Annotated in this window: 11 protein-coding genes and 1 tRNA gene; 7 read left to right on the top strand and 5 right to left on the bottom strand. The window is 66.8% G+C overall.

What is annotated here, in order from left to right; all coding sequences use genetic code 11:
- Nucleotides 1-46: 46 nt before the first annotated feature.
- The 3 genes from TVH25_RS10400 to TVH25_RS10390 all read right to left on the bottom strand — a co-directional run bounded on the left by TVH25_RS10400 (nucleotide 47) and on the right by TVH25_RS10390 (nucleotide 3,347).
- On the bottom strand, nucleotides 47-499 hold the full coding sequence (locus tag TVH25_RS10400) for an acyl-CoA thioesterase (protein WP_378528651.1): 453 nt from the start codon (nucleotides 497-499) through the stop codon (nucleotides 47-49).
- Nucleotides 492-2,165: an energy-dependent translational throttle protein EttA gene (gene ettA, locus TVH25_RS10395; RefSeq protein WP_169620458.1), complete on the bottom strand. Its 1,674-nt coding sequence runs from the start codon at nucleotides 2,163-2,165 to the stop codon at nucleotides 492-494. Before ettA ends, TVH25_RS10400 begins: the two co-directional genes overlap by 8 nt.
- Nucleotides 2,166-2,237: 72 nt before the next feature.
- Complete coding sequence (locus TVH25_RS10390) at nucleotides 2,238-3,347, bottom strand: alpha/beta hydrolase (protein ID WP_422424064.1); 1,110 nt, start codon at nucleotides 3,345-3,347, stop codon at nucleotides 2,238-2,240.
- Between the two features lie 152 nt (nucleotides 3,348-3,499).
- On the opposite strand from TVH25_RS10390, the gene TVH25_RS10385 reads away from it, so the two are divergent.
- Nucleotides 3,500-4,345: a tryptophan-rich sensory protein gene (locus TVH25_RS10385; RefSeq protein WP_422424059.1), complete on the top strand. Its 846-nt coding sequence runs from the start codon at nucleotides 3,500-3,502 to the stop codon at nucleotides 4,343-4,345.
- Between the two features lie 30 nt (nucleotides 4,346-4,375).
- Here the strand turns inward: TVH25_RS10385 and TVH25_RS10380 are convergent, their stop codons facing one another.
- Entirely contained in the window at nucleotides 4,376-6,409 is a 2,034-nt protein-coding gene (locus tag TVH25_RS10380; protein WP_422424058.1) for a cytochrome c oxidase assembly protein, read from the bottom strand.
- A 106-nt stretch (nucleotides 6,410-6,515) separates the two neighbouring features.
- A complete protein-coding gene (locus tag TVH25_RS10375; RefSeq protein WP_169620454.1) occupies nucleotides 6,516-7,133 on the bottom strand; it encodes a DUF4352 domain-containing protein in 618 nt (205 codons plus the stop codon).
- A gap of 195 nt (nucleotides 7,134-7,328) precedes the next feature.
- Between TVH25_RS10375 and TVH25_RS10370 the strand changes: the two genes are divergently transcribed.
- From TVH25_RS10370 to gdhA, 6 genes are all read left to right on the top strand, one after another.
- Complete coding sequence (locus TVH25_RS10370; protein ID WP_422424063.1) at nucleotides 7,329-8,555, top strand: sensor histidine kinase; 1,227 nt, start codon at nucleotides 7,329-7,331, stop codon at nucleotides 8,553-8,555.
- 78 nt (nucleotides 8,556-8,633) lie between these two features.
- The gene (locus tag TVH25_RS10365; protein WP_378528655.1) at nucleotides 8,634-9,275 is read left to right on the top strand and encodes a response regulator; all 642 of its coding nucleotides are present in this window, start codon (nucleotides 8,634-8,636) and stop codon (nucleotides 9,273-9,275) included.
- Nucleotides 9,276-9,371: 96 nt separating this feature from the next.
- Nucleotides 9,372-10,052 carry a DedA family protein gene (locus TVH25_RS10360; protein WP_169620453.1) on the top strand — a complete coding sequence of 227 codons (681 nt, stop codon included), beginning with the start codon at nucleotides 9,372-9,374 and terminating at the stop codon, nucleotides 10,050-10,052.
- A 49-nt stretch (nucleotides 10,053-10,101) separates the two neighbouring features.
- Nucleotides 10,102-10,178, top strand: a tRNA-Arg gene (locus tag TVH25_RS10355).
- Between the two features lie 228 nt (nucleotides 10,179-10,406).
- Nucleotides 10,407-11,378, top strand: a complete 972-nt coding sequence (gene bsh, locus TVH25_RS10350) for a choloylglycine hydrolase (protein WP_422424057.1) — start codon at nucleotides 10,407-10,409, stop codon at nucleotides 11,376-11,378.
- A gap of 360 nt (nucleotides 11,379-11,738) precedes the next feature.
- Nucleotides 11,739-13,082 (top strand): NADP-specific glutamate dehydrogenase, encoded by a 1,344-nt coding sequence (gene gdhA / locus TVH25_RS10345; protein ID WP_169620451.1) that lies wholly within the window; start codon nucleotides 11,739-11,741, stop codon nucleotides 13,080-13,082.
- The last annotated feature ends 87 nt before the right edge of the window (nucleotides 13,083-13,169 follow it).

Below are 13,169 nucleotides of genomic sequence, written 5' to 3'. Positions count from 1 at the left end.
GAGCCTATCCGCGGCGCCACAGGTTGGGGGCCGGACACGCGGGCTGTCAGCCCGGCGCCGCGACCCGGTACCGGTCGAGGACCTCACGTTCGAGATCGCTCAGCGGCCTCGACCGATCGGTGTGGACGTCGAACCCGACGAGAACAGCGTCCCCGTGGGCACACACCACCCCGTGCCGGTCGAGGATCGTGTGGCGCAGCGTGAACGACGAGGTACCCACGTGCAACACGGCGATCTCGACATCGAGCGGGCCCGATGCGTCCTTGATGGGCCGCAGGAACTCGGCGTCCATCTTGCGGACCGCGACGACGCCGCGCCCCGAGAGGTGGCTGACCAGGAACTTGATCCGCGCTTCCTGCATGTACTCGACGACTTTGGTGTTGTTGACGTGACCGAGCCGATCGGAGTCGGCCCAGCGCACCTCGAGCGAACAACGGAACGGCTCGCCGACGGTGTTCGTCCCGACACCGTTCGGCTTCGTCTCCAGACGATCAGTCACGAGTGAGCTTCCGGTGGGTGACGCGGTGCGGACGTGCCGCATCCGCGCCGAGACGCTCGACCTTGTTGGCTTCGTACGCCTCGAAGTTGCCCTCGAACCAGAACCACTTGCCTTCCTCGACGTTGCCCTCCCAGGCGAGGATGTGGGTACAGGTGCGGTCGAGGAACCAGCGATCGTGGGAAATCACGACGGCGCAGCCCGGGAACTGCTGCAGCGCGTTCTCGAGCGAACTCAAGGTCTCGACGTCGAGGTCGTTGGTCGGTTCGTCGAGCAGGATCAGGTTGCCGCCCTCTTTGAGGGTCAGCGCGAGGTTCAGCCGGTTGCGCTCACCGCCGGAGAGCACGCCGGCCTTCTTCTGCTGATCCGGTCCCTTGAAACCGAACGCGCTGACGTACGCGCGCGACGGCATCTCGTTCTGCCCGACCTCGATGTAGTCCATGCCGCCCGACACGACTTCCCACACGTTCTTGGTGGGGTCGATGTTGGAGCGGTTCTGGTCGACGTAACTCAGCTTGACGGTGTCGCCCACCTTGACGGTGCCCGAATCCGGCTCCTCGAGACCCACGATGGTCTTGAACAGCGTGGTCTTACCCACGCCGTTGGGACCGATCACGCCGACGATGCCGTTACGCGGCAGGGTGAACGACAGGTCCTTGATGAGCACGCGGCCGTCGAAGCCCTTGTCGAGGTGTTCGACCTCCACGACGACGTTGCCCAGGCGCGGAGGCGTCGGGATCTGGATCTCTTCGAAGTCGAGCTTGCGGTGCTTCTCGGCTTCCGCTGCCATCTCCTCGTAGCGTCCGAGGCGCGCCTTGCTCTTCGTCTGCCGGGCCTTCGAACCGGACCGGACCCACTCGAGCTCCTCCTTGAGGCGCTTCTGCAGCTTCTGGTCCTTCTTGCCCTGCACCTCGAGGCGCTCGGCCTTCTTCTCCAGGTACGTCGAGTAGTTGCCTTCGTACGGGTGCAGCTTGCCGCGGTCGACCTCACAGATCCACTGCGCGACATGGTCGAGGAAGTACCGGTCGTGAGTGACGGCCAGGACTGCGCCGGGGTACGACGCGAGGAACTGCTCGAGCCAGAGCACGGACTCGGCGTCGAGGTGGTTGGTGGGCTCGTCGAGAAGCAGCAGGTCCGGCTTGCTCAGCAGGAGCTTGCACAGCGCGACACGGCGGCGCTCACCACCGGAGAGGTGTGTGACCGGCTCGTCCGGCGGCGGGCAGCGCAGCGCGTCCATCGCCTGTTCGAGCTGCGAGTCGAGATCCCACGCGTTGGCGTGGTCGAGCTCCTCCTGGAGGACGCCCATCTCTTCCATCAGTTCGTCCGAGTAGTCCGTCGCCATCAGTTCGGCGATCTCGTTGAACCGGTCGAGCTTGACCTTGATGTCGCCGAGGCCCTCCTCGACGTTCTGCTTGACCGTCTTCTCCTCGTTGAGCGGGGGCTCCTGCAGGAGGATGCCGACCGTCGCGTCCGGATCGAGGAAAGCCTCACCGTTGCTGGGCTGATCCAAGCCCGCCATGATCTTGAGGATCGACGACTTTCCCGCGCCGTTGGGTCCCACGACGCCGATCTTCGCGCCCGGGTAGAAGCTCATGGTGACGTCATCGAGGATGACCTTGTCACCGTGCGCCTTGCGCACCTTCTTCATCGTGTAAATGAACTCCGCCATGACGACCAGCGTATCCGCCCCGGCGGGATAACCCACATCCTGCGCGTCGTCCCGCCCGAGGGGGACCTCCGATCAGCCCGCGAACAACTCCGCGACGAACGGTGTGGTGTCCGGAAGCGACGCGGCCATGGTCTCCGAATGCCCCGTGGGATAGGTGGCGAACCGGGGTTGCGCTCCCCCGGCCCACAGGTCCGCGACCAGCTTGACACTCAACGGCGCCGGCAGGACCCGGTCGTCGAGGCCTTGGGCGAGAAACAGCGGCCGGTCGTAACCGTTCACCGGAACTCCCAGGTAATCGGACAAGGCCGCCGGGAACCGGTCGTCGCCGAGCGGTCGGGCGAGCAGGTCCCCGATCCCGACGCCGGTGTAGCGCGCGAGCATCTCGTCGTAACACAGCGACTCCGCCGCATCGACGACTTCCCGCCCGAGACCGGTGAGATAGCCGTCGAGATCGAGTCCCGGATCCGCCTCGCGCAGCCCCGCGAAGATGAATGCTCCGAAGGCGGTCAGTCCGTCGAGCGGAAGATCCGGAAACTCCGGGAAGCCGATCGGGAAGACCAGTTCGAGATTCGACGGCGCACCCGTCGTGAGTGTTCCGCGGAAGTCGAGGTCGGGCGCGCGATCGGTGGCCGTATTCGCCGTGTGCAGCGCCGCGTGCCCTCCTTGCGACTGCCCGACGACCACCCAGCGCTCCGACAGCGACGGCTCCACCGCGCGCGCCGCACGCACGAGATCGACGATGCTGTTCGCGGCGCTCTGCCCGTCGAGGTATCGATGCAGGCCGTCGGATCCGAGACCCGGGTAGTCGGCCGCGACGACGGCATATCCCTGATCGAGCCAATGCTCGAGGTAGGCGGTGTCGCGTTCACTCCGCGGATTACGGGAGGGGGCGCAGTCGTCGGCGAGACCGGTGGTGCCGTGTGCCCAGGCGACGACGGGCCGGCCGCCCGCGGGAGGTTCGCCGCCGGGCACGAACACCACCCCGGTGGCAGTCGCCGTCTCACCCGAGCGCCACTGCGTCGTGTACGAGAGGGCACGAGCCGAGGCGGCTCCGGGCAACGACAACCGGCTGTCGAGCGGTGCCTCCGACATCACCGCTCCGGGTGCCGGCTGTGCGTGCGCTGTACCGGAGACGGCAACGGGCGCTCCGACGGCAAGAAGACACGCAAGGAAGCCCGCGATGACACTCCCGACAAGTCCGTGCGATGTCGTCTCGTCCGTCCCCCTGCGCGCAGTCACAGCCAGCACCATACGTGCAAACCGGGCGGACGGTATCGAAGATCGGTGCGGAGAGATTCCGGTTGGATGAGCGCCGCGCCGGGCAACCTGTGTGTATGACATCACATTCCTCGACCTCGTCGCCTCCCGCCGTGGAGTCCAGGACCGGGCGGGACGTCACACGCGTCGTCACGGTGGCGGTGAGCGCGGTGATCGCCGTCGCGGGCTCGTTTCTCGGCTCCGGCGCGGTCGCCGGGACGCCCGTCGCCGAAGCGGCGGGCGGAGCCCTCGCGTCGGATGCGACGGCCGTTGCCCCCGGCGGCGCCGCGTTTTCGATCTGGACGCTGATCTATATCGGGCTGATCGCGCTGGCTGTGTGGCAACTGCTGCCCGCCCACCACACCGACCCGCGGCAACGCACTCTCGGCTGGTGGATCGCCGCGTCGATGCTTCTCAACGCATTGTGGATCGGGACGATCCAGATCGATCAGGTCGGCCTCAGCGTGGTGGTGATCGTCGCACTGCTCGCAATCCTGGTTCGCGTTTTCCTCGGGCTCACGGCATCTGCTCCGTCGAGCCGCCTCGAGGCTGTCGTCGTCGACGGCACGATGTTCGTCTACCTGGGGTGGGTCGCGGTCGCCACGGTCGCCAACACCGCGGCGGCCCTGAATTCCGCGGACATCGATCCGTTCGGGTGGGGCGCCGACGTGTGGGCCGTGGTGATCCTCGCCGTGGTCGCGGCCGTGTCGGTGGTGGTCGCGTTCGCCGGGCACGGACGTCTCGCGGTTGCCGCCGCCATGGCCTGGGGTCTGGGCTGGATCGCGGTCGGCCGCACCGCCGACGACGGCTGGAACTCGACACCGGCGGCGGTTGCGGCGGTGGTCGCCGCGGTCGTGGCGGTGGTGGCCGCAGTTGCCGTGCGGATCGCCACCGAACGGGCCCGCACGCGAAAACCCGTGTGAGACCCGGACCGCAGGCGCTCCCGCGGGCCGCTAGCGCGCTTCCTGGTCCCGGCGGGCCAACTCCGCGAACATCGCGTTGTGCGCGGCGAGGTCGGCGTCCTCGTCACGATCCGCGGCCCGATCCACCCGGCGCGCAGTCCGTGTATCGCTGCGCGACCACTGCACGAGCAATGCGAGCATGACGAGCACGAGCGGGATCTCACCCGCCGACCACGCGATACTGCCGCCGACCTTCTGGTCGTCGAACAGGTCGTAGTTCCACGGCAGCGCGAGACCGCGGTAGTACGACTCGGCCATCACCGTTCCCATGCTCATGAGGGTGACGCCGAAGAATGCGTGGAACGGCAGCGAACCGAAGACCATGCCGAGTTTCGTGACCGGCGGCAGGTCGCGTGGCGACGGATCGACGCCGATCACCACCCAGTAGAAGAGATAGCCGCTCATCAGGAAGTGCAGGTTCATCAGCACGTGCGCGGTGTGGCTGTCGGCGAAGGTCTCGAAGATGCCACCGAGATACAAGGCGTAGAAGCCGCCGACGAACATCACCGACGCGACGATCGGGTGAGTGAAGAACCGCGACGGCGGGCTGTGCAGGAATTCGAGGATCCACTCGCGGGGTCCCGGAGGAGCACCGCGGCCGGCCGGCTTGAACGCGCGCAGCGCCAGGGTCATCGCACCGCCGAGTGCCAGGAGCACCGGCGCGAGCATCGACATGGCCATGTGCGCGCCCATGTGCACGCTGAACATCGCGGCGGAGTACATGCCGACACCCGACGACGTGGCGACCAGCAGCACGAAGCAACCGGAGAACCACGCGATGCTCCGGCCCACCGGCCAGGCGTCACCGCGCTTGCGCAGCGTCCACAGGCCGATGGCGTATGCGACGGCCAGAACGATCGCGAGGGTGCCGAAGATGAGGTCGAATCGCCACTGCCCGAAGAACAGGTTGGCGAACGACGGGGGCACCTCGAGGTTGTATCCGAGGGCCACTTCCTGAACCGTGGGCACGGCATCCGGGGCCGGCGGCGGGGTGCGGCCCAACCCGACGGCCAGGCCCACCGTCGCGGCGAGGACGAACGACTCGACGGCGGCGAACCGGACGAGGGCACCCCGGCTGGTCGGATCGGCTTCGAGCGCCGGAAGTGCCCGTCGCCGCTGCAGCCAGCCGAACAGCCCGAGCACTACCAGCGCCACGATCTTGGCGATCAGGAGCCTGCCGTACGTGGTTGTCGTGAGGTCGTCGAGCGAGACCCGCACTCCCGCGTTGATCACGCCGGTCACAGCCATGACCACGAACGCGAGACCGGCGACGAAGGAGAACCGTCGCGCCGCGACGTCGGTGTACGCGCCGCCGCGCCACGAATGCGCGAGAAGTGCGAACAGGCCACCGGCCCAGACCGACGCGGCCACGAGATGCAGCACCAGGCTGTTGGTGGCGAGGTCGTGCGATCCGCCCGAGGACGAGTGGCCCGTCAGGGCGACCGGCATCAATGCCACCAGCGACAGCAGAAGCAGATAGGGCACCCACGACCAGCGCACCGCCATCCGGATCAGCAGCGCGGTGATCAGGGCGAGCACCGTCGTCCACGCCCAGGCCGACGCGGTCTCCACCTGGCCGAGCGCACTGAACAGGTTCTCCGGCCGGAGCGCCTCGGTGAACGACGCGCCGGAGGTGTCGGACAGGGTCAGCGGCACGAGCAGCGCGGCCGTCGCGGCCCACACCACCGCCGCGACGCCTGCGGTCCGGACCGCGCGGTACCCGTCGACATCGAGGACACCGTTCTTCTGCGGCGGCACCAGGAACGCCGCGAAGAACAGCGAACCGATCGTGATCACGGTCGCGATTTCGGACACCGCACGAACGGCGGGCAGACCGTACGTGGTCAAGGCCCCCGGGTCCGGGAGGCCGAGCAGCACCAGCGCCTGCGCGGCGGACGCGCCGACGATCAGTGCCGCGACGATGGCGGCGAGGATGCCGAAGAGGACGAACAAAACAGACGGGTTCCCGCGTCCGGACGCGGGCACTGAATGCTGCGCGTCGGACGCGAGCTCGGGTGCTGCCATGCCTACCAGGGTAGGACCTCCCGAACCGTAACTACGACGCCCCGTCGGACATCACTGTGACGGCCCGCCGGGGATCACTCCGACGGGCACGTATCGAACAGTCGGATCAGAGTGTCGAAACCCAGGCGAGCCGATCGGTCGACAGCGAGAACGTGTCCTCGAACAGGACGACGTACGTGCCGGGAGCGGCACCGGCCCGGGCGTCGAAGCACACGTTTCCGGTTGCGGCGCCGCCCGGCGCGAGGCGGCCCGAATTGAGCATCGGACGGTCGGCGCCGAAGGTGGAATTGCGGATCGCGCCGCCGGCGTCCTGCACATGCCAGTCCATGTATCCGTTGAAGTCGTTCTGGTCCGTTCCGACGTTGACGATCGTCACCTCGCTGCAGAGGTAGCTGCCCAGTACGGAGTCGATGAGCTGGAGCGGCCCGACGGTGTAGGCGAGATCGTCGCGGGTGATGGTGGCGCCGGCCACCGCGGCGGTGTCGTGGTCGAGCTTCCCGGAGAATTCCGGCCCCCGATCGGCCACTACCTCGTCGCCGGCGGGACCGGATGTGACGGTGGCCTCCTTCTCGCCGCCGACGCTGGAGACCACGGCGACCGAGCAGGCACCGAACAGGAGGACGGGCACCCCGACGACGATCCAGGGCCAGATCCGGCGCTTGGCGCGCGGCGGCTGTCCGGACGGGTTCTGGTTCGGGTCGGGGTACGAGATGGGGTGCGTCATCACACTTCTCCTCATTGGTCTGGGCTGGAGATGCGGAGCGGGCGGTGCCGCTCCTCCGGTGTGAACAGCTCACCCGAGTTGCCCGGTCCGGCACCTCGTCCGATCGGACGGACCACCTCCTCCTTTCGGACCGATCGCTGCGGACCGTTCGGACCATGTGGGTGTGCCACGCGATTGCGTAGCGTGCACCGAGTGATGGTTACTTCCGCTCAGGGTCTCCGGCGTCCGGTGTGGCGCCGGCGTGCCTGGACCACCGGTGCCGTGACACTGAGCCTGTTCTGCACGTTGCTGACCCTGGGACTGTCGTCGGACTCGAACACGGTTCCCGAATGGAACTTCGCACTCGGGTTCGTGCTCGGCCTGGTCGCAGCGTTTGCTCTGGTGTGGCGCCACTCGAGCCCCTGGACGGTGCTCGCCGTCACGCTCCTCGGACCTCTGCTGTTCTCCACCGACGCCACCGCCGCGCTCATCGCGCTGTACGCCGTCGTCAAATCGGAACGCAGCGGACGACTTGCCGGAGCCGCCGGTGCCGTCTTCGTCGCGTGCGGTATCTCACTCACGTACGACGCGCACCGCACCCGCGACAACTCGGTACTCACGATAGGCACGATGCGCCCGGAGGACACCGCACCCAAGCCGATGTGGGAGGTCGCCTGGTGGATCCCCTTGCTGGTCGCGGCGGCGCTCGTCACGGTCGTGGTGGTGCTCGCGCTGCTCGAGCAGACCCGCTCGCAGCTGACCGTCGCCGAACGCGTGCGCGACCGCGCGACGGCGAGGACGGAATCGATCCACGACGAGATGATCCGTACCGAGGAACGAACCCGGATCGCCCGCGACATGCACGACACGCTCGCCGCAGGACTGAGCCGAATCTCCCTGTTCGCGGGAGCACTGCAGGTCGGTGGGGCCGATGATCCGCAGAAGACAGCCAATACGGCCGCGATGATCCGCAGTACCGCGCACGAATCTCTCGACGAGCTCAAGAGCATCGTCGGGGTGCTTCGTGGGACGGCGGGCGCGTCGCGGGCCAGCGGACATCAAGGGATAGATGCCGTGGCCGATCTCGTCCAGTCCGCGCGCGCGGCCGGGCTGCACACCGTCTTGTTCACCGATCTCCAGCCCGGTGACGTCGGAACCGTGTCCGGCCACGTGACGTACCGGGTGGTGCAGGAAGCCCTCACCAACGTTCAGAAGTACGCGTCGGACCAGACGGTGCGCATCACCATCACCGGCGCTGCCCACCAGGGCATCCGGATCGACGTGCGCAATGGGCTCAGTTCGTTGCCTCCGACCGTGCCCATCGGCTCGCGAGCGGGCCTGACCGGTCTCACCGAGCAGGCCCATCAGATCGGGGGCACGCTCCGGGCCGGGGTGGTGGGCTCCGAGTTCGTCGTGGACTGCTGGGTGCCCTGGTCGGCCTGACGGGGATTCTGTAAGGGACGGAGCACGCCTCGTGTCGGGGGCGGGTCCTAGGCTCGACCCGTGCCCGCTGCTGCCGAGATGATCACCGTGCTCGTCGTCGACGACGACCCCTTCGTTCGCCGAGGCGTCACCGACATCTTCGCCGCGACCGACGACATCGTGGTCGTGGCCGATGTCGACGACGGCGACCGGGTCCCCCACGCCGTCCACCGGTTCTCACCGCACGTGGTGCTGATGGATCTGAAGATGCGCCGAGTGGGCGGCCTCGAGGCGACCCGGCAACTCATGTCGATGCCCCACCCTCCCCGCGTGATCGCCATGACGGCGATGGACGTCGACGATCTCGTGGTGCAGGCCGTCGCTGCCGGCGCGCACAGTTTCCTGAGCAAGGACGAGCCGCCGCAGACGTACCATCAGTCGGTGCGGGCGGTTGCTGCCGGGAACACACTGTTCAGCGCCGACTCGCTGCGCCGCATCGTGGCGCACCACCACGCGGCAACCCCGGCGCCCGCGGTGACGGACCTCACTCGACTGTCCGAGCGGGAGCGCGACGTGCTGCGCGTGCTGGCCACCGGAGCGTCCAACGCCGATATCGCGGGCCGCTTGTTCCTGAGCGAAACGACTGTCAAGACGCACCTTTCGGCGGTCTTCACCAAACTCGGAACCCGCAATCGAGTGGAGGCGGCTCTGGCCGCGTTCCGGGCCGGACTGGTCGCCTGAGTCCGTCGGGGCGTCGCAGTCGTTCCCACTTCCGCCCCGACCGCATACCGTGGGGTGAGCACGTGCGCGATACCGACGGGAGCACACCACCAGCCCATGGATGTGATCAACGAATTCATCACCGGTCAGGCGGCTGCGCTGTGGGTCTACCCGCTGCTTTTCGTGGTGTGCACCGTCGACGGGTTCTTCCCGCCGGTCCCGAGCGAGACGGTGCTCGTCACGCTGGCGTCGCTGTCGGGTTCGACGGGTCGGCCGTACCTCGCCGCGATCATCGTCATCGCAGCGGTCGGGGCGATCCTCGGAGACAACATCGCGTACACGATCGGACGACGGGCCGGCACGGACCGGTTCCGGTGGATGCGCAGCCCGAAGGGCAAGGCCGCATTCGCGTGGGCCCGCCGCGGGCTGGACAAGCGCGGCGCGGCGGTCATCCTCACCGCCCGGTACATCCCGATCGGCCGTATCGCCGTGAACATGACGGCCGGCGCCACTCGATACCCCCGCAAGAAGTTCGTGCCGCTGACCATCCTCGGCGGCATCACCTGGGCTCTGTACTCGTCGCTGATGGGCAGGCTCGTCGGTGGCTGGTTCGAATCCCAGCCGTTGCTCGGCGCAGTGATCTCCGTCTGTGTCGCGGTGGTCCTGGGGATCGGGATCGACCATGTGCTGCAGAGGGTCAAGGGCGGCGAGGTGGACATTCCGCGCGTCTCCCCGCCGGGGAACGGCACCGCACCGGAGGCCCAGGAGGACAACCCCGGCTCCGCGCGCAACGCGTAGAGGGGTACCCGCACACGGCTGGCCGCCGAGCCGTTAAGATTCTGGCCGCGCCTCCGTAGCTCAGTTGGATAGAGCAAGAGCCTTCTAATCTCTAGGTCGCAGGTTCGATTCCTGCCGGGGGCACCACAATGCCGTTTCGCGACCGTGCCGGCTCGAGACCGTGCCGACCCGAGACCGCGTCCATCCGAACCTTCCATGAGCGTGCAGCCATTCGGATACCGTGAGCGTTGAGCATCGGACACCGACGGGCGTGCGGCAACGCGTTCCCTCTCTTCCGTCGACCGAGGCATCCACATGGTGCCCACCTCGCTCCCTCACGGCATCGGGGTGGACCGCGAGTTCGGAGGTAGTCGCATGTGCACAGCCGCCAACTACACCGCTGAGGATCATTACTTCGGCCGCAACCTGGACCTCGAATACTCCTACCACGAAGCGGTCACCGTCACGCCGCGAAACTTCCCGTTCGAGTTCCGGAACGTGCCCGCGCAGAATACGCACCACGCCCTGATCGGGATGGCGACGGTCGCCGACGACTATCCGCTGTATTACGACGCGACCAACGAAAAGGGTTTGAGCATGGCGGGACTGAATTTTCCCGGCAATGCCGACTACAAGCCCGCCTCCGAGGACGGGACAAATATCGCCTCCTTCGAATTCATCCCGTGGGTCCTCGGGCAGTTCGAGACCGTCGCCGAGGTGCGAGATGCACTGGCCGATGTGCGAATCGTGGACACCGCGTTCAGCGCCGAGTTTCCGCCGTCGCCGCTGCACTGGATCATCTCCGACCGAACCGAGTCCATCTCGGTGGAGTCCGTTGCCGAAGGCCTGAAGGTGCACGACAATCCGATCCAGGTCCTCACCAACAATCCGACCTTCGATATCCAGTTGTTCAACATCAACAACTATATGAATTTGTCGATCGACCCGCCGGAACCGCATTTCTCGAAGGAAATAGATTTCGACGTGTACAGCCGCGGACTCGGAGCCGTCGGATTGCCGGGCGACCTGTCCTCGATGTCGCGATTCGTGAAGGCCGCATTCACGAAGGTGAATTCGGTGTCGGGCCGGTCCGAATCCGAGGCGATCAGTCAGTTCTTCCACATTCTCGGTTCCGTGGAACAGCAGCGGGGATGCGTTCGTCTCGGCGACAAATACGAGATCACCATCTACTCGTCGTGCTGCAACACCGACAAAGGTATCTACTACTACCGGCATTACGAGAACAGTCAGATCACCGGCGTGGACATGCACAAGGAAGATCTGGACGGAACCGAACTGGCGTCGTACCCGCTGGTCACCGAGCAGCAGATTCTCATGAAGAACTGACCGTGTCCGTGTGACCAACCCGTCGAGCCGATCTTGTGTTTGGGCTGCTGCGCTCGCAGCGTTCGAGGCCGCGTCCCGGACCCCGGTGGTGAACCGTCTCCGGGAGCCGGAATCGGGATGGTTCCAGGGCAGGGCTCCGATCTCGGGGACGGGAGCGCGCACCGTGCCGTCAGGTCTGCTCGGACATCCTCGGACCCCACGGACATACATCATTTCCTGGGCTTTTGTGGCCGGACACCCTTCAGCGCCGTGTGTTTCCGATCGCACCGGCAGACCGGGCTAACAGTGGATCGGCGGCACGTCCTATAGTTCAGATGTAAAGGCCGTGTTACAGAATCCTCACATAGTCAGGTAGGTAGCGTGTCGACTTCGGACCGCATCGCAGAGATTTACGAGCAGGTCAAGGCCCGCAACGCGGGAGAGCCTGAATTCCACCAGGCAGCTGCCGAAGTGTTCGAGTCCCTGCATGTCGTGCTCGAGCGCCACCCCGGCTACTTCGAATACGGCCTCATCGAGCGCCTGTGCGAGCCCGAACGCCAGATCATCTTCCGCGTGCCGTGGATCGACGACCACGGTCAGGTGCACGTCAACCGCGGGTTCCGCGTGCAGTACAGCAGCGTGCTCGGCCCCTACAAGGGCGGACTGCGTTTCCATCCCAGCGTGAACCTCGGCATCGTGAAGTTCCTGGGATTCGAGCAGATCTTCAAGAATGCGCTCACCGGCCTGCCCATCGGCGGCGGCAAGGGCGGTTCGGACTTCGACCCCAAGGGCCGGTCCGAGCAGGAGATCATGCGCTTCTGCCAGTCCTTCATGACCGAACTGCATCGCCACATCGGTGAGTACACCGACGTCCCGGCCGGTGACATCGGAGTCGGCGGCCGCGAGATCGGCTACCTGTTCGGCCAGTACAAGCGCCTCACGAACTCGTACGAGTCGGGCGTGCTGACAGGCAAGGGCATCACCTGGGGCGGATCGCAGGTGCGCCGCGAGGCCACCGGCTACGGCGCCGCGTACTTCGTCGCCGAGATGGCGAAGCACGCCGGCAGCTCCGTCGAAGGCCGCACCGCAGTCGTCTCCGGCTCCGGAAACGTCGCGATCTATGCCATCGAGAAGATCCACCAGCTCGGCGGCACCGTGGTCGCGTGCTCCGACTCCTCGGGCTACATCCACGATCCCAAGGGCATCGACGTCGAGCTGCTCAAGGAGATCAAGGAAGTCCGGCGCGGACGCATCTCCGAGTACCTCGACGAGCGCGGCGACGCCGACTTCTACCCCGGCGGCAACATCTGGAACGTCCCCTGCGACATCGCGCTCCCCTGCGCCACACAGAACGAGTTGGACGAGGAATCCGCGAAGACCCTCGTCAACAACGGCGTCAAGGTCGTCGCCGAGGGCGCCAACATGCCGACCACCCCCGGCGGCATCGCGGTGTTCCGCGACGCCGGTGTCGGCTTCGCCCCGGGCAAGGCTGCCAACGCCGGTGGCGTCGCCACCTCCGCGCTGGAGATGCAGCAGAACGCCTCGCGCGACTCGTGGCACTTCGACTACACCGACGAGCGCCTCGCCCGCATCATGCGCGACATCCACGGCCGCTGCATCGAGACCGCTGCCGAGTACGGCAAGCCCGGCGACTACATCCACGGCGCCAATATCGCGGGCTTCGTGAAGGTCGCGGACGCCATGTTCGCACTCGGCGTCATCTGACGTTTCTCCGCACCGACGACGAACGGCGGGGCCCCCCGTTTCGGGGGCCCCCCGGTTGGGGGGCCCGCAGTGGGGGGGGGGTTTCGG

This window comes from Rhodococcus sp. 7Tela_A2 (assembly GCF_049311045.1).
Classification (GTDB): Bacteria; Actinomycetota; Actinomycetes; order Mycobacteriales; family Mycobacteriaceae; genus Rhodococcus.
Note: the sequence above shows the minus strand (reverse complement) of the source record. Positions and strands in the feature narration are given on the sequence as shown.